This is a genomic window from Pedococcus sp. P2_E5, assembly GCF_056403895.1.
Genome location: NZ_JBFUEP010000005.1, coordinates 83,996 through 104,370, shown reverse-complemented (window position 1 = coordinate 104,370; position 20,375 = coordinate 83,996). Strand labels below are relative to the sequence as shown.

The window sequence follows — 20,375 nt, the reverse complement described above, 5'->3', positions numbered from 1 at the left end:
GGGTCGGGCCTGACTGCGGTGTCGTGGACATCGTACGGGTGGGTAACCTGCATCACATGGCGATCCCACCGCTGGTTGCGCCCGGACCCGAGCTGACGACCGAGCAGAAGGCCCGCTACGCCCGCCACATCCTGCTCCCCGAGGTCGGTCTGGAGGGGCAGCGACGGCTGGCCAACGCGCGCGTCCTGGTCGTCGGGGCCGGAGGCCTGGGGTCGCCCGCGCTGATGTACCTCGCCGCTGCCGGAGTGGGCACCATCGGGGTGGTCGACGACGACGTGGTCGACGCGTCGAACCTCCAGCGGCAGGTGGTGCACGGCATCGCCGACGTCGGTCGGGCCAAGACCGAGTCCGCGGCCGAGACCGTGGCGGCCATCAACCCCCTGGTCACTGTCGTACGCCACGACCTGCGGCTGACCTCCGAGAACGCCCTCGAGATCCTGGCCGACTACGACGTCGTCCTCGACGGGGCCGACAACTTCCCGACGCGCTACCTCGTGAACGATGCGTGCGTCTTCCTCGGTATGCCGCACGTGTGGGGCTCGATCTACCGCTTCGACGGCCAGGTCTCGGTGTGGTTCTCCGGCCACGGCCCCTGCTATCGCTGCGTGTTCCCTGAACCGCCGCCTCCCGACGCGGTGCCGTCCTGCGCCACGGGTGGCGTGCTCGGTGTGCTCTGCGCAGCGATCGGATCCGTCCAGGTTGCCGAAGCTGTGAAACTCATTGTGGGACAAGGCGATCCGCTCGTCGGACGTCTCCTCGTCCACGACGCCCTGCGCCAGACCTGGGACTCCCTCACCGTCCGTGCCGACCCTGAGTGCCCCGTGTGCGGCGAGTCCCCGACGGTCACCTCGCTCGTCGACTACGAGCAGTTCTGCGGTATGCCGGGCGCTTCCGTGTCGGGGTCCCTCCAGGGAGTGGGCCAGGAGGGCGAGGACGGCGAGGCGGGGCCCCCGGCTGCCGCCTTCGCCGAGGTGTCGGCGACGGACCTGGCCGCCATGCTGGCGGAGCGGGACAGCGGGGACCGCGAGTTCGAGCTGGTCGACGTCCGCGAACCGGGGGAGCGCGCCGTCGTGTCGATTCCCGGTGCCCGGGACCTCCACCTCGACCGGTTCCGCGACGGGACGGCCGCCGACGAGCTGCCACCCGGCATACCGGTCGTGCTCATGTGCAAGTCCGGCGTCCGGTCCGCCGAGGCGGCCGGGCTGCTCGCCGCGACCGGTCGAGCCGACGTGGCCAACCTGACCGGGGGCGTGCTGGCCTGGGTCAAGGACGTCGACCCGAGCCTGCCGGTCTACTGAGAGGGCGGGGATGGTCACGCAGTCCGGGCGGGTCAGTGGTGCCCCGAGCGACTTCGCCGACGACGTCCTCGAGGTGGTCGACACGATCCCCGAGGGCATGGTGATGACCTATGGCGACATCGCCGAGCTGCTCGGTCGCGGTGGGCCGCGAGGCGTCGGGACCGTCATGGCGAGGTACGGCTCGGACGTCCCCTGGTGGCGGGTGATCCGCTCCGGTGGCTACTTCCCGCAGGGGCTCGAGGCGGAGGCCCTCGCGCACTACCGCGAGGAGGGCACCCCGCTCGTGCGTGGCCAGGTCGAGGGGCGACGCGTCGACCTGACGCGCGCCCGGTGGTCGGAGGCGAAGCTCCCTGTCCCGCCACCGGTCTCCTGAGGTCCCGATGGGGCCTCGCCGCGACGATGCGCAGCGGCACCGGGCGGGCGCGGAGGGCGTGGCGGTCGGTCGCCTGTCGGTCATGGATGGTGGGATGAGCGGATGCTGACGCTGCGCCGTGCTCCGAGCGTGGTGGCCGAGGCGCCGCCGCTCGACGACGTCCAGCAGGCTGCCCTCGCCCACCGCGGTGGAGTGCTGCGCGTGCTCGGGGGCCCTGGCACCGGCAAGACGACCACTGCCATCGAGGCCGTCGTCGCACGCGTCGAGTCCGGTGAGGCGACGCCCGACCAGTGCCTCATCCTCACCTCCTCGCGCGTGTCGGCGGGCAGCCTGCGAGAGCGGGTCACCTCCCGGCTCGGCGGCACCTCGACCGAGCCGCTCGCCAGGACCCACCAGGCCCTCGGCTTCGGCATCCTGCGCCAGGCGGCCGCCTTGCGCGGCGACCCCACGCCGCGGCTGCTGAGCGGACCCGAGCAGGACGTCATCCTGCGCGAGCTGCTGGCCGGTCACGCCGAGGAGGGCACCGGCCCCGACTGGCCCGAGCGGGTCCACCTGGCGCTGGGCACCCGGGGCTTCCGGGGTGAGCTGCGCGACCTGTTGATGCGGGCGGTCGAGCACGACCTCGAGCCCGCCGACCTCGTCCGGCTGGGGCGCGAGCACGACCGGCCCGAGTGGGTGGCGGCGGCGGACGTGCTGGCCGAGTACGACGAGGTCACGGCGCTCTCCGCACCGGGCGCGTACGACCCGGCGTGGATCCTCGGGGCCGCGGCCGACCTGCTCGAGGAGGACCCGGCGGCGCGCGCGCGTCTCGTCGACGGGCTGCGCCTCGTGGTCGTCGACGACGCCCAGGAGCTCACCTCCGCAGCGGCCCGCCTGCTGCGCACCATCGCCTCTCCGGGCCTCGACCTGATCCTGCTCGGCGACCCCGACAGTGCGGTCCAGACCTTCCGCGGCGCCGACCCACGCCACCTCAGCGACGGCTGGACCCAGCTGGCCACAGGTGTGGAGCGCGCGGTCGGTCCACGCGGGGCCGATGCAGGCCCGGGCGGTGAGCCGCGCACCCTGGTGCTGCCCACGGCATACCGGCTCCCGCAGGCAGTCGTCGACGCCGCAGCCAGGGTTGCCCCCAAGATCGGCGCCCTCGGTGGTGGCCTCCAGCGAGGTGCCGCGGCGGGGCGAGCCGGTGGCCACGTCGACGTGCGGCTGCTGCGCGCGGTGAGCCAGGAGGCCAGCCACGTCGCCGCGGAGCTGCGCGAGTCGCACCTGCGGTTCGGCATCCCCTGGTCGGAGATGGCCGTCATCGTCCGCGGCCAGGGCCGCACCTCGACCCTGCGACGCGTGTTGATGGCCGCGGGGGTGCCGGTCGCAGGGACCGCCACCGACCTGCCGGTGCGCGACGAGGTGGCGGTCCGGCCGTTGCTGGCGCTGCTCGAGGTGGTCCTCGACCTGGCCCGCGGTGCCACCGACGCGCTCGACCCCGAGGTGGCCGTCGACACCCTCCTGTCCCCGATCGGTGGCGCCGACGCGGTCGGGCTTCGACGGTTGCGCCGGGCGCTGCGCAGGTTCGAGCTGGAGAACGGCGGGGGGCGCACGAGTGACGAGCTGCTCGCCGAAGCCCTCGTCATGCCCGGCGCACTGATCGAGCTCGGGCCGGAGGCCTACCCCGCTCGGCGGGTGGCCGCCACGATCGCCGCCGGGGTCAAGGCGGCGCGGGGCGCGGTGGAACGCAATGCGGCCATGGAGGGGTCCGGTGCACCGGAGGGGGATGGTGTCGCCGCGGGCGGCGGTGACGGCGAGGTCTGGCGCTGGGAGGCAGGCGTCAGCGCTGAGTCGGTGCTGTGGGCGATGTGGGCCGCGACGGGGCTCGGCGCCGAGTGGCAGGCGACCGCCCTGGGCGGTGGCGCCGGCGCTGCCCGGGCGGACCGTGACCTCGACGCCGTCGTGGGACTGTTCGACGCGGCGGCCAAGTTCGTCGACCGGCTGCCGCAGGCCGGACCTGAGGAGTTCCTCACCCACATCGGCAGCCAGGACATCCCGGGGGACACGCTCGTCGCCCGGTCACCGGTGGGCGAGTCGGTCACCGTCACGACCCCCCAGGCGGCAGCCGGTCGCCAGTGGCACCTCGTCGTGGTGGCGGGCGTGCAGGAAGGCGTCTGGCCCGACCTGCGGCTCCGGGGTTCGCTGTTGGGTTCGGAGCACCTCGTCGACGTGGTGTCGGGGCGGGCGACGACGTTCCGGGCCGCGCAGGCCGCCGTCCGCTACGACGAGACGAGGTCCTTCCTCGTCGCCCTGACCCGGGCGAGCGACCGGGTCATCGTGACGGCGGTGCGGTCCGACGACGAGCAGCCCTCGGTCTACCTCGACATCGTCGACCCGGAAACCATTGCCACCCAAGGAGATCGACGGTTCGCCGAGGTCGCGCGCACCATGACCCTGCCGACCCTGGTGGGTGAGCTGCGCCGTCAGCTCGTCTCCGACGACTCCGCCGTGCGCGCCACCGCGGTGGCCGCGCTCTCCCGCCTCACCCGCGAGGGCGTGCCGGGCGCTGACCCGGCCCAGTGGTGGGCGCTGCGCGAGGTGTCCGACGACCGGCCGCTGCGTGCGGAGGACCAGGAGGTCAGGGTCTCGCCGAGCAAGGTCGAGTCGTTCGGCAACTGCGGCCTGCGCTGGCTGCTCGGCTCGGTCGGCGGCGACGGGCCGTCCGTGGGCGCTGCCGACATCGGCACTCTCGTCCACGACATCGCCGCGGAGCTCGGTGACGTCGATGCCGACACCCTGGTCGCCGAGGTGGACGCCCGCTGGGGACGCCTCGGTATGCCGGCCGGCTGGGTCTCCGACCGCAAGCGCCACGAGGCGCACGGCATGGTCCGCCGGCTGGCGACCTACTTCGACGAGGCTCGAGCGGGTGGCTGGGTGCGGCTCGGTGCCGAGATCGACATGAGAGTCGTCCTCGGCAGGGCCGTGCTGAGTGGCAAGGTCGACCGCATCGAGGGCGCGCCCGACGGCACCGGCCTGCGCGTCGTCGACTACAAGACGGGCAGCAGCAAGCCCCGCGGCGAGGAGCTGGCGCGTCATCCGCAGCTCGGCGCCTACCAGCTCGGGGTCGAGAGTGGCGCGTTCGGCGAGCTGGGTGACCGGTCCGCCGGGGCCGCCCTGCTCCAGGTCGGCAAGGCCGCGTTGGTCAGGACCACCCTGCAGACGCAGGGCCCGCTGCGCGACGACGCGGACCCCCAGTGGGCATCCGACCTGGTGACGGCGACGGCCGAGGGGATGGCCGGCTCGACCTTCCGGGCGACGATCGGGGACTGGTGCAAGCTGTGCAGTGTCAGGGCATCCTGCCCGGCGCAGCCCGAGGGGCGGGTGCTCTGATGACGCACAACCCCGCAACGCAAGACCTGGCAACCCAGGACCTGGCAGCCCAAGACCTGGCGTTGCAGGGCCCGATGGCGCGGGACCTGTTGTCCGCCAAGGAGATTGCCCTCGCTCTGGGTCAGCCGGAGCCCACGACTCAGCAGGTCCAGGTCATCGAGGCGCCGATGTCGCCGCTCCTCGTGGTGGCCGGAGCCGGCTCGGGCAAGACCGAGACGATGACCGGTCGCGTCGTGTGGCTGGTCGCCAACGGTTTCGTCGAGCCTGACCAGATCCTCGGTCTGACGTTCACGCGCAAGGCCGCGACCGAGCTGGCCGAGCGCATCGGGGCCCGCCTGCGGCTGCTCCAGCAGCGTGACGTGTGGCACCCGCGCACCGACGACGCCGAGACGGGCGCCGAGGTCCTCGGCGGCACGCCCACCGTGTCGACCTACCACTCGTATGCCGGGCGGCTGGTGCGCGAGCACGCGCTGCGGCTGGGGTACGAGTCGGAGTCGCGGTTGCTGTCCGAGGCCGCCGCCTGGCAGTACGCGTCCGAGGTGGTCGCGGGCTACGACGGGTCGATGGACGACGTGCAGTTCGCCGAGTCCACCGTGACGGCGGCCGTCGTGGACCTGGCCGGCGAGATGGCCGAGCACCTCGTGGGGGTCGGTGACGTCGCGGCATACCTCGACCGGGTCCTGGACGCACTCGCCGCGCTGCCCCCGCATGCCGGGGCGCGCGGCAAGGACCTGCCCGGCGAGGTCAAGAAGATGCGCGAGCAGCTGCGGGCGCGCGCGGGCGTGCTGCCGATGGTCGAGCGCTACCTCGCACTCAAGCGCACCCGTGACGCCATGGACTTTGCCGACCAGATGGCGCTGGCCGCCCGACTCGCGATGACCTTCCCCGACATCGGCGCCATCGAGCGGCAGCGTTTCGGTGCGGTGCTGCTCGACGAGTTCCAGGACACCTCGGCCGCCCAGCTCGAGCTGCTCCGGTCGCTGTTCGTCGCGCCGGGGGAGCCGTCGCCCGTGACCGCCGTGGGCGACCCGCACCAGTCGATCTACGGGTGGCGAGGAGCCAGCGCCACCACCCTCAGCGAGTTCCGCAGCGCGTTCGGCACCGACACCGCCCTGGCTCCGGTCCTCCCGCTGGCCACCAGCTGGCGCAACGACGTGGGAGTGCTCCAGGTGGCCAACGCGGTGGCCGGTCCGCTGCGGGCGGGGTCGAAGGTCCCCGTCGACGAGCTCGTCTCGCGGGTGGGGGCCGGGCCGGGTCGGGTGGTCGCTGCCCGCGTGGAGACCGCCGGCGACGAGGCTGCGCTGGTCGCGGCGTGGCTGGAGGAGCGTCGGGTGGCTGGGGCGAAGTCGTCGGCGGTGCTGTGCCGCAAGCGGTCCCAGTTCGCTGCCCTGATCGACGCGCTCGACGCGCGGGGAATCCCCCACGAGGTCGTCGGCCTCGGCGGGTTGCTGCTCACCCCCGAGGTCGAGGACATCACCGCCTTGCTCCACGTGGTCAACGACCCCAGTCGTGGGGACCAGCTCATGCGGCTGCTCACCGGCCCCTTGTGTCGTCTGGGGGCGGCCGATCTCGATGGCCTGATGGCGTGGGCCCGTCACCAGCAGGACCTGCGGCTGGGTGTCGACGACCGCTTCGCGCCACAGGACGACGACGACGCGGAGGGCGCGGTCGCGGGGCCGGCCACGCGCGAGACCCGCGACCAGGCGCCCGACAGCTCCGACCGGGTCAGCATCGTCGAGGCCGTCGACGACCCACCGCGCCCCGGGTGGACCAGCTGGGACGGCAAGCGCCTGAGCGACGTCGGGCTGGGGCGGCTGCGCGGACTGCAGCAGGCCATCCGCCGGCTGCGGTCCCTGTCGGCGCTGCCCTTGGCCGACCTCGTCGGCGAGGCGGAGCGGGCCCTGGGCCTCGACATCGAGGTGCTGGCCCGAGAGGGCTACACACCTGCGGCGGCACGTGCCCACCTCGACGCCTTCGCGGACGTCGCGGCGACCTTCACGGTGAGCGCGGACCGGCCGAACCTCGGTGGGTTCCTCGCCTGGCTGGCGGCGGCGCTCAAGGAGGAACGCGGACTCGACAAGGGCTACATCGAGGCCTCTTCCGACGCGGTCCAGATCCTGACCGTGCACGCGGCGAAGGGCCTTGAGTGGGACGCCGTGGCTGTCCCCGGGCTCGTGGAGGGCTCGTTCCCCGCGCTGTCGTCGGCGGCCAGCCGCTCCGACGGCGAGCAGTGGCGGATGTCCTCGCCCAAGCAACGCGGCTGGATCGGCGGATTGTCCGACGGTGGCATTCCCTATGCCCTGCGGGGCGACCGCGACGGCCTTCCCCTGCTCGACTGGCAGGGGGCGTCGGACTGGAAGGCCATGGAGACCAGGGTCGAGGACTTTCTCCGTGCCGGAGGCGACCACGGCGTCGACGAGGAACGTCGGCTGGCCTACGTCGCCTTCACCCGTGCCCGGTCCGACATGCTGCTGACGGCGCCGGTGTGGACCGACGGCAAGACCCCCAAGGTCACCTCGCGCTTCCTCACCGAGGTCCTGGACGCCGAGTCGGCCCTGCCCGTCGAGCGCCTGGCGTGGGTCGAGATGCCTGACCCAGCTGTGCCCGAGGAGGCGGTGAACCCCACCGCCGCCGAGGCCGTGTCGGTCCAGTGGCCGGCCGACCCGCTCGCCCAGCGGCGTGCCGCCCTCGCCACCGGGGCCGCTGCCGTCCGGTCCGCGGTCCAGGCGCATGCCGAGGGGTCGGGCCAACCCGTCACGCCCGCAGAGCAAGGGCTGCTGCCGATGCCCGGCGCCCCGCTGCCGGTGCTCGAGGAGCTCGACCTGCTCCTCGAGGAACGCCGTCGACTGGCCCACCGTGGCGACGTCACCGTCCTCATGCCGCGGCACCTCTCGGCGTCGGCGGTGGTGGCACTCGCCCAGGACCCGTCCCGTTTCGCGTCATCCCTGCGCCGCCCCATGCCCGAACCCCCTGCTCTTGCCGCTCGACGCGGGACGGCCTTCCATGCGTGGGTGGAGCAGCACTTCGCCCAGGCCGCCATGGTCGACATCCTCGACCTGCCCGGCAGCGCCGACGACGACCCCGGTGACGACGCCGACCTTCCCCTCATGAAGGAGCGGTTCCTCGCCAGCGACTGGGCGCACCGCACGCCGGCCGAGATCGAGATCGCGGTGGAGACCGTCATCGACGGGATCGCGGTCCGGGGTCGCATCGACGCGGTCTTCCCCCGGCCGGGGGGTGGCTTCACGATCGTCGACTGGAAGACCGGCGCCACGCCGCGGGGCGGTTCCGGTGCGACCCGCGCTCTGCAGCTCGCGGCCTACCGCGTCGCCTTCGCGCGCCTGCGCGGCCTCGACCTGGAGGCCGTCGATGCGGCGTTCTACTACGCCGCCACGGGCGAGACCGTCTGGCCGGACCTGCCCGACGACGGTGCTCTCGCACAGCTGCTGCAGGGCGTGCCCGACTAGTCGTCGAGCGAGACTGCCCTGTGACGCGTTGTTACGGCCGTGGGCTGTAGCCGGGCTCGAACTCGGGTCCGGGGTCGTCGCCCTTGATGGGCTCGGGAGCTCGCAGCTCGGACACGTCGATCTCCGCCGTGACGTCGTGCTCCACCAGCTCGAACTGGGGCGCTCCCTCGTCCTCGAGTTCCGCGTTGTCCTCGAGCTCCGACTCGTCCTCGAACGGTGGCGCCCCCTCGTCCGAGTCGGACCCGTCGAGGTCGGTGTCGTCCGCATCGATGGCTTCGTCGACCTCGTCCGACCAGGACTCGCCGTCGCCGTCGCCGTCGCCGTCGCCCACGCCTTCGTCATCGTCAGCCGTCCGGCCGAACATCACCTCGACGTCGTCCTCGTCGTCGTCATCGTCCTCGACGACCGGCGGCGGCACGAGCACCGGGCTCTTGGGCCGTGCCGGTGTCAGGCCGGCCCGGCGGTAGTCGTTGGCCGCTTCCTCCTCGGCGTGCACCCGCGCGTCCAGTCGGCGCAGCGCCGAGGCGTGGCGCTCGACCTCCAACCGGTCCCCGCCGGTCACGGCGGACATGAGCTGTGACAGGGTCCGCATCTGGGCGCACAGCCGAGCCCGGGTCAGCAGGTGGATGTCAGGGCGTTCGGCGCGGGCGTGCGCATAGGCCTCCATCAACGTCTCCATCGCCCTCGGCGACGCCTGGGTGACCAGCGCGAAGAAGTCGTCCGCGGGGTCGGCGACCTTGGCGTCCTCCCAGCCCGTGAGCGCCTTGACCCGACCGGTCGACGCGTCGTCCTCGTCGTCGAAGACCACCAGCACCTGGTCGCCCGTGAGGTCGCCGTGGGTCGGAGTCGGCGCGAACCGCCAGAGCGTGACGTCCTCGAGGAGCTTCTCCCAGCGCGCCAGGAGCCCCGTCGGCACGTGTCCGGTGGCCGCCGCCCGGTCCAGCTCGCTGAGCCTTCGCGTGCGGTAGGTGTCGGCGTCGTAGGCAGGGAGCCCGGCTTCGTCGAACAGCCCGTGGTCAGCGTTGTGCAGGGCGGCGATGGCCCGCCCGAGCTCGGCGGCGACGCCGGGACCGCTCGGCAGCTGGGCGAAGTCGACGTGCTGCCCCGGCAGGTAGGGATAGATCGCGGCCCGGCCGCCCTCCTTCAGCGCAGCGAAACCCTTGGGCGTCGGCACGCTGAACGGCAGGCGTCGCGCCAGCAGGGCCAGCAGGCCGAAGGTCGACTCCATCTGGGCCGCGGCTGCCTGGCTGCGCGGTACCCGCACCACCCACCGACGGTGTTGGGTGTCCTGGACGAACGCCACGTCGTAGTGGTGGTCCGGCGCACCGGGGAGAGCCTCGACGCTCGCCGGGTCGAGGCCCGGCACGGCGGCACTCGCGAGTGCGGCGAGGAAGAGGGGGCTGCGGTCCACACGGTCACCGTATGCCGTGCGGGCGCGCCTAGGGTGGAGGCGTGGGCCTCCTGACCGAAACTCTCCCGAATCTGTCCCTCGCCCGTCCTGGCCTGGACCGCCACGCGGAGCGACGGGCGGATCCGGACCTCGTGCCGCAGCTGTTGGCCCAGCCGGCGACCCGGGTCCTGGTGGTGCGCGGTGACAAGGTCCCCGTGGTCACCCACGACGCCCCCAGTGAAGGCGCCACCGGTGACCCCGTCCTGGCGCTACGACCCCCTCTGGGGTCCGACTCGGCCGCGCTGGTCCTCTACCTCGGGCAGGACGGTGAGGGCACGGCATACCTCGCGGTGGCGGAGCCGGCCGCTCCGGAGGGCGAGGTGCCCGCGGGCGAGGAGGACCACTGGCGCTCGCTGCGCCAGATCGGGGCCGACCTGTCCGACCGCGACGCCACGATCTTCGCCACGGCGCTGGCGCTGGCGAACTGGCACGCCACCCACACCCACTGTCCGCGCTGCGGCGCCCCGACCACCCCCGTCCAGGGAGGATGGCTGCGCCGGTGCGAGCAGGACGGCAGCGAGCACTACCCGCGGACCGATGTCGCGGTCATCATGTCCGTCATCGACGACCAGGACCGGATCCTGCTGGCCCGGGGTGCGGGTTGGGGGACCGGGCGGTTCTCTGTGTTGGCGGGCTTCCTCGAACCGGGCGAGAGCCTGGCCGCGGCGGTTGCGCGAGAGGTGCACGAGGAGGTCGGCCTGGAGGTCAGCGACGTGGAGTACCTCGGGGACCAGCCCTGGCCGTTCCCGAACTCGATCATGGTCGGGTTCACCGCGCGCGCGAATGGCAGCGACCTGCGACTGCAGGAGTCAGAGATCGCCGAGGCCCGGTGGTTCACGCGCGACGAGTACCGCGAGATCCTCGCCGCGGGTCACGTCAGTGCGTCGACCCGCCTGTCGATCGCACGCCGCATCATCGAACGCTGGCTGGGCCACGACCTCGAGGACGCCGCGCCCGCCTGAGCAGGGAGTCGACGCAGGCAGGTCAGCGGGTCAGGACGCGAGCTTCTTCTTGACCTCGTGGATCGAGGGGTTCGTGGCAGAGGAGCCGTCCGGGAAGAGCAGCGTCGGGACGGTCTGGTTGCCGTCGTTGGCGTCCATCACGAACTTCACGGCCTCGGGGACGTCCTCGATGTTCACCTCAGTGAAGGCAATGCCCTCGCGACCCATCTGGGCCTTGAGACGGTTGCAGTACCCGCACCAGGACGTGCTGAACATGGTCACGGAGCCGGGGGCAGGGGACTTCAGGGCGGTGGGGCTCATGCGTCTCTTTCGAAGGTGGGGTCGCGGGTGGGGGCGGTCGCAGGGACCCGGGGGTGTGCCTGGTGGTCAACACCGACCCGGCGGCATACCTTCCGCGCAGGAGTGTGACCTCTATGACCATGATGTCCCATGCCGCAGAATCCCGCGCACGACCCCGCCCTGCTCGCCCTGGCCGCGGGGCGCAACCTCGGCACCCTGGCCGCGCTCAAGCGCGACGGCCGGCCCCAGCTCTCGATGGTCAACTTCGCCCTCGACCAGCCCGGCCCCAGTGACCCCACTGGTCCCGACAGCCCCACCGGCCCCACCGTGCGGGTGTCGGTGGTCGACGGCCGCGCCAAGGTGGCGAACCTGCTGCGCGACCCGAGGGCTTCGCTCATGGTCACCTCGCCCGACGGCTGGTCGTATGCCGTGCTCGAGGGTGACGTCGAGTTCTCGCCCGTGGCGAGGGCGCGGGACGACGAGACCGTGGAGGAGCTGGTCGAGCTGTTCCGCACGATCCGGGGAGAGGACCACTCGGACTGGGACGACTACCGGCGCGCGATGGTGCAGGACCACCGCCGGATCCTCCGGCTGCACGTGACCCGGGTCTACGGCCTGGTCCAGTAGGTCACGGCCCGGTCCGGTGGCGACGGGCGTCGGTCGCGCATGACAGGATCGCGCCGATGCCTATCCAGCCCCGCGGCATACCCGTGCACGCCTCTGCCGACGACATCCTCGACGCCCTCGACCCCGAGCAGCGCGAGGTGGCCGCGCACCCCCTGGGGCCCATGGTCGTGCTCGCGGGCGCGGGCACGGGCAAGACCCGGGCGATCACCCACCGCATCGCCTACGGCGTGCACTCCGGCGCCTACCAGGGCCAGCGCGTCCTGGCGGTGACGTTCACCGCGCGTGCAGCCGGTGAGATGCGCACCCGCCTTCGCACGCTCGGCGTCGCCGGCGTGCAGGCACGCACCTTCCACGCTGCCGCCCTGCGGCAGCTGCACTACTTCTGGCCGCAGGCGATCGGCGGCGCGGCCCCCGAGGTGATGAGCCAGAAGGCCGCCGCGGTGGCCCAGGCCGCCGCATCGCTGCGGCTCGACCTCGCGCGTGACCGCACCGCCATCCGTGACCTCGCCGCCGAGGTGGAGTGGGCCAAGGTCTCGATGCTCACCCCGGAGACGTATGCCGCGGGGGCACGCGCCGCGCGTCGCGAACCTCCCGGTCTTGACGCCACCGCCATGGCGCGCGTGCTCGAGGCCTACGAGCAGGTCAAGACCCAGCGCGGCGTGATCGACTTCGAGGACGTCCTGCTGCTCACGGTCGGGATCCTCGCGGAGCGCGACGACATCGCCCGTGCGGTGCGCTCGCAGTACCGCCACTTCGTCGTGGACGAGTACCAGGACGTCAACGCGCTGCAGCAACGGCTGCTCGACCTGTGGGTGGGGCAGCGCGACGACCTGTGCGTCGTGGGCGACCCGGCCCAGACGATCTACTCCTTCACCGGTGCGAGCCCCGCGCACCTGCTGGACTTCCAGACGCGGCACCCCAAGGCCCAGGTCGTCCGGCTGGTCCGCAACTACCGGTCGACCCCCCAGATCGTGGGGCTGGCCAACCTCGTCGTGCGTGGTCCGTCGGGCTCGATGCGCAGCAACGCCGTGCAGCTGCAGGCCCAGGGTGCCGACGGCCCGACACCGGTGCTGAGCTCCCACCCCGACGATCCGGCCGAGGCGGCAGCGGTGGCCGGCGAGATCGCCAAGCGCGTGGCCGACGGGGTCTCCCCGGCCGAGATCGCCGTGCTGTTCCGCACCAACGGACAGTCCGAGGCTTTCGAGTCCGCGCTGGCCGAGCAGGAGATCCCCTACCTCGTCCGCGGAGGGGAGCGGTTCTTCTCGCGCAGGGAGGTCCGCGACGCGATCCTGCTGCTGCGCGGGGCGGCCCGCTCGGACGACTCGTCGAAGCCGCTGCCTGAACTCGTTCGGGACGTGCTCCTCGGTGCCGGCTGGACCCGAGAGGCTCCCGGATCGGGAGGGGCTGGCCGCGAGCGGTGGGAGTCCCTGAGTGCGCTTGCCGCCCTGTCCGACGACCTGGTGGTGGCGACCCCCGAGGCGCGRCTGCCCGACTTCGTCCGCGAGCTCGACGAACGCGCAGCGGCCCAGCACGCCCCAGCAGTGCAGGGCGTCACGTTGGCCTCCCTGCACGCGGCCAAGGGGCTGGAGTGGGACGTCGTGTTCCTCGCCGGCGTCTCTGACGGCTACCTGCCGATCATGATGGCCGAGACACCCGAGGCGATCGAGGAGGAGCGGCGGCTCACCTACGTCGGGGTGACCCGGGCCCGGCGCGAGCTGCGGTTGTCCTGGTCCGGTGCGCGGACGCCGGGCGCCCGGGCCAGCCGTCGGCCGTCGCGTTTCCTCGACGGCGCGGCGAGCATCCTCGGCGACGGCGCCCGCTCCGCACCCAAGGGATCCGGCAAGGTCGGGTCCACCAAGGGCGGCCGGGGCAAGGCACTCAAGCCGGCCCTCCCCGTGCACTGCCGCACCTGCGGCGCCGAGCTGACGACGGCCGGCCAGCGGAAGACCGGTCGCTGCGACACCTGCCCCCCGACGTACTCCGAGGAGACGTTCGAGCGCCTCCGTGCCTGGCGCCTGGCAGTCGCGCGCGAGACCAGCGTGCCGGCCTACGTCGTCTTCACCGACGCGACGCTCACCGCGATCGCCGAGCGTGAGCCCACGTCCGAGGGCGAGCTGACCCAGATCTCGGGCGTCGGGGCACGCAAGCTCGGGCTCTACGGCGAGCAGGTGTTGGCCCTGATCGGGGGCGAGGACGTCGAATCTGTGCTCGAAAGTCGTTCTGCCGCAACGAATTCCGACGAATAGGCGTTCGTTCACCAATTCGTTGCAGGAAATCTCGTTAAATGCGTTGCTGCCGTCGCAGAACGTCCCCTACTCTGGACGAACACACCAACCCAGGGTGTCGCGCGCGATGCGCTGGGGTCCACGAGCAGCCGAAGGAGGGTAGGTCCCAATGGAGAACATCACGATGACGATCGACGCGACTCACATGTCCCGCGTCCGTTCCGTGTGCCCCGAGGTCGGCCGTGTCCTCCTCGCAGGCAACCGTGGATGGGTCCAGGGGACCACTGTGCCCGCGCCCATCGCCGCCCAGGTGACCACCGATGCCCCGGTTCCGACGTTCTACGTCGGCGGCTTCGGCGCCACCACCAAGGATCTTGAGTTCCGTCCCTTCGGAGACCCACCTGTCTAGGCCACCAGCCAGCAGGCCCTCTCCAAGGCCGCGGAACCCGATATCCGGGATCCGCGGCCTTTCTGTTTGTCAGAAACAGGTGTTTGCCCCACCGGTTGTTCGCCCCGGCGGTTGGCCAACAGCAGAGATTTCTTCCGCACCACCACCAGCAGGAAGAAGCACCACCAGATGAAGTTCGACACCGAAGAGAACGGGCCGGCCCCCGACCGGGGACCCGCCGGCCAGACGAAACCAGGAGAACTCGCCACCACCGTGGCGGGACGACGAGAGAGAGGTGACACCCGATGCATCTGAGCGCACTCCACGACCTGAACGAGCAGGCCGCGATCGTTGGCGCCGGCATCCCGTGTCGAGACAACGACGCCGAGATGTGGTTCGCCGAGAGCCCGGCCGACGTCGAGTTCGCAAAGTCGCTGTGCCACACGTGTCCGGCCCTGGCCGCCTGCCTTGCGGGTGCCCTCGAGCGGTCGGAGCCGTGGGGCGTGTGGGGCGGTGAGCTCTTCGTCCAGGGAGCCGTCGTCGCACGCAAGCGGCCGCGGGGCCGGCCGCGGAAGAACCCGGTCGCCGCCTGATGTCGTCCACGACGCACGTCGTGACCGGTCGGGGGAACACCGGCGGGGGCGCCGGAGAGGTGATCGCGGGGCCAGCCACAGGAGCTGGCCCCGCGGGACCGACCGTCGATCCCGCCCGCGATCCCGACCACACCACCGAATTCACCTTTTCACTCACCAGGAGTCTCACCATGTTCCAGGCCTTGTACGCCGACCTGGCGCGCGCTCATCGAAAGCGCCGCCAACGGGAGTACCAGCGCCGGCTCGAGGCGCAGGCGCAGCACGACATGCTGCTCGCCCTGCCTCGCATGCTGGCCCGGTGACCCCCGTGCCCGAACCCGCCGGGACCTTCCGCTCTGGAGGTCGTCCCGGCGGGTTCTTCATGTCCGGGGGGCCGTCGAGAGTGCACGACACGCTGACGGCTGGCCCGCGTCGTCAGCGTGTCGTGCACGCTCGACTCGTTTATCGTCCGGGCATGTCCCGCGAAGCCGTCGTCACGGCGCTGACCGCCCCCGACCTGTCCACCGTGGTCGACCTCGTGGTCTGGGTGGACGAGGGTGTCGCCCACGCCGCCAGCCACCTGGGCGTCGTGCGGTTGCACGCGGACGGCAGCCACGAGGTGGTGTCAGGCGTCGATCCCGTACCGAGCGAGGACCCGATGGCGTTCCTGCCCTACGAGGCCGAGCTCGCGGCCGCCGGTCCGCGGGTGTCCACCGACAACGCCTACCCGTATGCCGCGCAGCGGATCCTCTCGTTGTTCGGCGACCCCGACCGCAGTCCCGACGTCGCGGTCGTGCACACCCCCAGGCACTACTTCCCCGATGAGGGCGGCCACCTGGGCGAACACGGTTCGCTGGACGTGATCCAGTCGCGGGCGCCGTTGGTCATGTCCGGCCCCGGCGTCGCCAGGCTCGGCTTCGTCGACGACCACGCCCGGCTGGTCGACGTGGCCCCGACCCTGGCGGTGATGTCCGGGGTGCCGGAGGCGGACCTGCGCGACGGCAGAGGTGAGGCGCTGGACGGTCGTGTGCTCACGGCATACCTCGAACCGCTGCCCGTGGGGCAGCGGCGCAGGGTCGTCGGGATCCTGTGGGACGGTGCGCACTGCGGCGACCTGCTGCACCTCGCCGAGGCGGGGGATCTGCCCGGAGTGGCGCGGTTGGTCGAGCACGGGCTGGCGTTGCGGGGAGGTGCGGTCGCGGAGTTCCCCAGCGTGACCCTGACCAACCACACCTCGATCCTGACCGGGGTCGGACCGGGGCGGCACGGGGTGCTGGGCAACGTGTACTACGACCGGGCACTCGACGAGCAGGTCGTGCCCAACAATGCCGAGACCTGGCACCGGAGCGCAGAGTGGCTGCGTCCCGGCGTTCGGACGGTCTTCGAGATGGTGAACGACCATGTGCAGCAAGGAGATTCGCCCCGAACGGCGAGTGTGGACGAGGCGATCGACCGCGGGGCCGACTACGGGACGATGGCTCTGCTGCGCGCGGCAGGTGGGTTCGAGGCGGCGACGAACGGCATGGGCGACCTGCTGCCGGACCCGGACGCCTCGCGGTTCGTGCAGCGGGCCGAGCACCTCGAGGACGCGTACTTCCGGTGGGGTGTGCAGGTCGACGACATGGGGCTGCAGCAGATGCTCCAGCTCTGGGAGGACGCCGAGGAGGCGCCCACGCTGACCTGGTGGGCGCACGTCGTGACCGACGCCGGTCACCACGGGGGCGGCCCGAGGTCGGAGATGGCGCGGGACTCGTTGCGGCAGAGCGACGCCCGGCTGGTGGCCTTCCTCGACCACCTGGAGACCCAGGGGGTGCTCGAGGAGGTGACCTTCCTGCTGACCGCCGACCACGGGTTCGAGGGGGCAGACCAGAGCGTGACCGGTTCGTGGAAACCCGCCCTCGATGCGCTCGGCATCGCCTATCGCGACGAGGGCCCCGGCTTCGTCTACCTCCTCTGACACGGTCTACCGAGAGCCTTATCCGCCCGGTTAGGCTGGCGCGCATGGCTACGCAGATCCGGATCGCCCAGGACGAGGCTGCCGACGAGGTGCTGAGCAGCGACCCGTTCGCCCTGCTCGTCGGCATGCTGCTCGACCAGCAGTACCCGATGGAGCACGCGTTCCGGGGGCCGTGGAAGATCCTCGACCGGTTCGGCACGCTGGCGCCGGATGCGATCGCGGCGGCCGAGGCCGAGGCCTTCGCCGACCTGTGCGCGACGCCGCCTGCCATCCACCGCTATGGCCGGTCGATGGCAGGGCGGGTGCAGCAGCTGGCGACCGTGGTGCGCGACCAGTACGACGGCAGGGCCGAGACCATCTGGACCGACGCCGAGGATGCCCGCGACCTGCTGGACCGGCTCAAGGCGCTGCCCGGTTTCGGCGACCAGAAGGCCCGCATCTTCGCAGCGCTCGTGGCCAAGCAGCTCGACGTGCGACCGGCGGGCTGGCAGGAGGCGATCGGCCCCTACGCCGAGGACGGCTCCTACCGCTCGGTGGCCGATGTCGTGGACGCCTCGTCCCTGGCCAAGGTGCGCGAGTTCAAGCAGGCCGCCAAGGCAGCCGCCAAGGCCAAGGCCGCCACCGTCGCGAAGAAGTAGCCGTGGCCGAATCCGTCGCGGCCCACGAGCAGCCACCGGTCTGTGCCACCTGCGGCACCACAGCGCCAGATGCGTCGCTCGCCGCGATCACGTGGACTCGTGGCGTCGAGAACGGTCGCGACACGTGGACCTGCGACCGCTGCAGCCGCGAGCACCTGCGCAGCATCGAGGGCAAGCTCGACTCCGCCTGGTGGTGAGCTGGGTCGTCTCCCACTTCGGGCCACTGGTATGCCGCGTCAGGGCCGAATCCCGTCCGAGACCCAGCATGCGTGGCCAGGAGTGCGGGGAGGCCGCGACTTCTGGCCAGCCGTGCGGCACGGAAGCGGCGCAATCGGGGTCGCGTGCGGCATACCTGGCCAGAAGTGCGGAAAGCCGCGGGGTCAGGCGACGGGCGGGGGGAGGTGCCGCAGCTGCATACCGGGCATGTGGTCGACCACGATCTGGCGCGCAGGCACGGTGCCACCGAGCTGGCACAGCACCCCGATCCCGCCCAGCCAGACCCGGTGGATCAGCAGGTAGGACGGCGGCAGGTTGAGCTTCATCCCCACCAGGAACTCGGGCCGCCGGATGTCGTTGACGTGCGCTGCGACCCCCCGCAGCCACGGGCGGCTGAAGGTGAACTCCGCGTGCGTCAGGGGCTCGATGAACGGTTGGAGGTACTCGAGCAGCGCCTCGGCGTCCAGTGACATGGACGGCTTGATGAACCCCTCGGAGCGCAGGCCCTTCTCCAGCTCGGGCGCCTCGGACCGCAGGGCCGCGCTCACGAGCGAACCCATTGCGGGCGGCAGTCCCGAGGGCAGCCGGTTGACGGCGCCGTAGTCGATGACGCCGAGCCGTCCGTCGTCCAGGAGCCGGAAGTTGCCCGGGTGGGGGTCGGCGTGCAGCAGCCCCGCGCGAGCCGGGCCCACCAGCAGGAAGGCCATGTAACGGGCCGAGGCGGCATTCCGCTCTTCCGGCGTGCCCGACGCCACGATCTGGGACAGCGGAGTGCCGTCCATCCACTCGGAGACGATGACGTGCTCGCTGTTGACGAGGACGTCGGGCACCGCGAAGTGCGGGTCGCCGCGGAACGCCTTGGCGAAGGTGCGCTGGTTGGCCGCCTCGAGGTTGTAGTCGAGCTCCTCGCTCATCCGCGACTTGAGCTCGTCGGTGATCGGCTTGATGTCCATGCCGGGGATCCAGCCGCCGGCCAGGCGAGCCACCCGCGCGAGCTGGTTGAGGTCGGACAGCAGTGCCTTGCCGGCGCCGGGGTACTGGATCTTGACGGCCACCTCGCGCCCGTCCCGCCAGACCGCCTTGTGCACCTGACCGATCGAGGCGGCAGCCGCTGGCTTGTCCTCGAACGACTGGAACTTCGCCGTCCGCCAGCGCGGCCCGAGCTCCTCGGCGAGCACCTTGTGGACCGTGGCCGTGGGCAGCGGTGGCGCCGCCTCCTGCAGCTTCGTGAGGGTGGCGCGGTAGGGACCGGCCATCTCCTCGGGCAGCGCGGCCTCCATGACCGACATCGCCTGCCCGAACTTCATCGCCCCGCCCTTGAGCTCGCCGAGCACCTTGAACAGCTGCTCGGCCGTGCGGGCCTGGAGCTCGGCCGCGACGGCCTCGGCGGGCTTGCCCCCGACCCGCTTGCCGAACCCCATGGCGGTCCGCCCGGCGAAGCCGAGGGGCAGGCTGGCCAGACGGGCCGTGCGGGTGACGGCGCGGCGGGGGATCTCGTTCACCCGGCCATTCTCGCCTGTGCGGGGGTGTCGACGCGGGCGGGTCGCCCAGACGCGTCGGATCCGGCCCCGCAGCCGCACCGCGGGTGCACCTCCCACTGCCGCTGGCGCACCCGCGGCCACGGCAGCGAAACCTCCAGTGAACGCCCCACCGGAAGCACCTGACCATCGAGCACCGCGAGGGCCACCATCGCCGTCATGGACGTGGCCAGCCCCACGAGGGTGGTCTCGCCGCTGACCTCCGTGCCGGCGCCGACCCGGGCCGGAAGCAGCTGGCCGAGCAGGGCCGGCCACCCGGGGTCGCGGTCCGCGCGGGCGAGGTCCAGGCACCGCAAGCACGGCCCGTGCGGCACGACGACCGGCCCCACCACGGCCTCCAGCCCGTGCAGCACCACGGGCACGACCGGTATGCCGCGGGCTCGCCACGGACTCGCGGCCGCCGGATCGAGGGCGCAGCTACCGACCAGGACGACGAGCGCGGGCGCGGTCGGGCCGCCCCGTCCGGTGAGCGACGGCGTGAGCGACTGCTCCCAGTCGTCGGCCACCTCGAAACCCTGTCGTACGGTGCCCACCCCGGCGTGGCGCAGCTCGGCGGCCACCGCGGACGGCAGCTCTCCCCGTCCCACGACGAACAGGTGAGCAGCGCGGCGCCTGGCCAGCGCGGCATACCCCTGCAGTGGTGGCGTGGCGGTGCGCAGCAGCGCCTGGGCATCGTGGGTGAGCAGGGCACGTACTGGTGGCGGCAGCGAGACGGGGTCACCGGCCTCGACGACCAGCCCGTGCCCGAGGAGCAGGTCCAGGAGGTCCTGCCCGGCGGGGGAACGCAGCACCGTGGGCACCTCGCGGGTGCCGTCGAGCGACTCGAGGGCGGACACCTCGTCCTCGTGCAGCCCGTCGAGGACGACCGCGTGGTCCGGGTCGGTGCCGAACTGCACGCATCCGGCGCCCCGCCGGAACACCGGCCACAGGGTCCTGAGGAGGGGTCGTCCGGTCACGCGGCCCAATCTCGCACAGCCGCAGGGGCCGGCCGCCGGTCATCCACAGGGTTGCGGGAG

General features: G+C 72.2%; 17 protein-coding genes. 13 read left to right on the top strand and 4 right to left on the bottom strand.

All coding sequences use genetic code 11. The features are described 5' to 3' along the window. Window positions 1–56: 56 nt before the first annotated feature. The 4 genes from moeB (at window position 57) to AC1DVZ_RS02985 (ending at window position 8,507) form a co-directional block, all read left to right on the top strand. Entirely contained in the window at window positions 57–1,298 is a 1,242-nt protein-coding gene (gene moeB / locus AC1DVZ_RS03000; protein ID WP_477616700.1) for a molybdopterin-synthase adenylyltransferase MoeB, read from the top strand. 10 nt (window positions 1,299–1,308) lie between these two features. Beyond that, complete coding sequence (locus tag AC1DVZ_RS02995) at window positions 1,309–1,671, top strand: MGMT family protein (protein ID WP_477616699.1); 363 nt, start codon at window positions 1,309–1,311, stop codon at window positions 1,669–1,671. Between the two features lie 102 nt (window positions 1,672–1,773). Further along, window positions 1,774–5,040, top strand: a complete 3,267-nt coding sequence (locus AC1DVZ_RS02990; RefSeq protein WP_477616698.1) for an ATP-dependent helicase — start codon at window positions 1,774–1,776, stop codon at window positions 5,038–5,040. Next, on the top strand, window positions 5,040–8,507 hold the full coding sequence (locus tag AC1DVZ_RS02985) for an ATP-dependent helicase (protein WP_477616697.1): 3,468 nt from the start codon (window positions 5,040–5,042) through the stop codon (window positions 8,505–8,507). The genes AC1DVZ_RS02990 and AC1DVZ_RS02985 overlap by 1 nt, the downstream gene beginning before the upstream one ends. 31 nt (window positions 8,508–8,538) lie before the next feature. Here AC1DVZ_RS02985 and AC1DVZ_RS02980 read toward each other — a convergent pair whose 3' ends face one another. Then, window positions 8,539–9,918: a phosphotransferase gene (locus AC1DVZ_RS02980; RefSeq protein WP_477616696.1), complete on the bottom strand. Its 1,380-nt coding sequence runs from the start codon at window positions 9,916–9,918 to the stop codon at window positions 8,539–8,541. Window positions 9,919–9,959: 41 nt separating this feature from the next. Here AC1DVZ_RS02980 and nudC point away from each other — a divergent pair, with 41 nt between their 5' ends. Beyond that, window positions 9,960–10,919, top strand: coding sequence for an NAD(+) diphosphatase (gene nudC / locus AC1DVZ_RS02975; RefSeq protein ID WP_477616695.1), 960 nt, complete (start codon window positions 9,960–9,962; stop codon window positions 10,917–10,919). Between the two features lie 30 nt (window positions 10,920–10,949). Here nudC and AC1DVZ_RS02970 read toward each other — a convergent pair whose 3' ends face one another. After that, the gene (locus tag AC1DVZ_RS02970; RefSeq protein WP_477616694.1) at window positions 10,950–11,219 is read right to left on the bottom strand and encodes a glutaredoxin domain-containing protein; all 270 of its coding nucleotides are present in this window, start codon (window positions 11,217–11,219) and stop codon (window positions 10,950–10,952) included. Between the two features lie 129 nt (window positions 11,220–11,348). Between AC1DVZ_RS02970 and AC1DVZ_RS02965 the strand changes: the two genes are divergently transcribed. The 8 genes from AC1DVZ_RS02965 (at window position 11,349) to AC1DVZ_RS02930 (ending at window position 17,802) form a co-directional block, all read left to right on the top strand. Beyond that, window positions 11,349–11,825 carry a PPOX class F420-dependent oxidoreductase gene (locus AC1DVZ_RS02965; RefSeq protein WP_477616693.1) on the top strand — a complete coding sequence of 159 codons (477 nt, stop codon included), beginning with the start codon at window positions 11,349–11,351 and terminating at the stop codon, window positions 11,823–11,825. A gap of 56 nt (window positions 11,826–11,881) precedes the next feature. Continuing rightward, window positions 11,882–14,071 carry an ATP-dependent DNA helicase UvrD2 gene (locus AC1DVZ_RS02960; RefSeq protein WP_477616692.1) on the top strand — a complete coding sequence of 730 codons (2,190 nt, stop codon included), beginning with the start codon at window positions 11,882–11,884 and terminating at the stop codon, window positions 14,069–14,071. A 148-nt stretch (window positions 14,072–14,219) separates the two neighbouring features. Continuing rightward, the gene (locus tag AC1DVZ_RS02955) at window positions 14,220–14,459 is read left to right on the top strand and encodes a hypothetical protein (RefSeq protein ID WP_477616691.1); all 240 of its coding nucleotides are present in this window, start codon (window positions 14,220–14,222) and stop codon (window positions 14,457–14,459) included. A 284-nt stretch (window positions 14,460–14,743) separates the two neighbouring features. After that, window positions 14,744–15,031, top strand: a complete 288-nt coding sequence (locus AC1DVZ_RS02950) for a WhiB family transcriptional regulator (protein WP_477616690.1) — start codon at window positions 14,744–14,746, stop codon at window positions 15,029–15,031. A gap of 170 nt (window positions 15,032–15,201) precedes the next feature. Then, a complete protein-coding gene (locus AC1DVZ_RS02945) occupies window positions 15,202–15,333 on the top strand; it encodes a hypothetical protein (RefSeq protein ID WP_477615687.1) in 132 nt (43 codons plus the stop codon). Window positions 15,334–15,485: 152 nt separating this feature from the next. Next, entirely contained in the window at window positions 15,486–16,967 is a 1,482-nt protein-coding gene (locus AC1DVZ_RS02940) for an alkaline phosphatase family protein (protein WP_477616689.1), read from the top strand. A 44-nt stretch (window positions 16,968–17,011) separates the two neighbouring features. Then, a complete protein-coding gene (locus AC1DVZ_RS02935; RefSeq protein ID WP_477616688.1) occupies window positions 17,012–17,605 on the top strand; it encodes an HhH-GPD-type base excision DNA repair protein in 594 nt (197 codons plus the stop codon). A 2-nt stretch (window positions 17,606–17,607) separates the two neighbouring features. After that, complete coding sequence (locus tag AC1DVZ_RS02930) at window positions 17,608–17,802, top strand: hypothetical protein (RefSeq protein ID WP_477616687.1); 195 nt, start codon at window positions 17,608–17,610, stop codon at window positions 17,800–17,802. Between the two features lie 183 nt (window positions 17,803–17,985). On the opposite strand, the gene AC1DVZ_RS02925 is transcribed toward AC1DVZ_RS02930, so the two are convergent. Together AC1DVZ_RS02925 and AC1DVZ_RS02920 are read right to left on the bottom strand one after the other, a co-directional pair. After that, window positions 17,986–19,323, bottom strand: coding sequence for an ABC1 kinase family protein (locus tag AC1DVZ_RS02925; RefSeq protein WP_477616686.1), 1,338 nt, complete (start codon window positions 19,321–19,323; stop codon window positions 17,986–17,988). After that, on the bottom strand, window positions 19,320–20,315 hold the full coding sequence (locus AC1DVZ_RS02920) for a hypothetical protein (RefSeq protein WP_477616685.1): 996 nt from the start codon (window positions 20,313–20,315) through the stop codon (window positions 19,320–19,322). The genes AC1DVZ_RS02925 and AC1DVZ_RS02920 overlap by 4 nt, the downstream gene beginning before the upstream one ends. Window positions 20,316–20,375 lie beyond the last annotated feature (60 nt).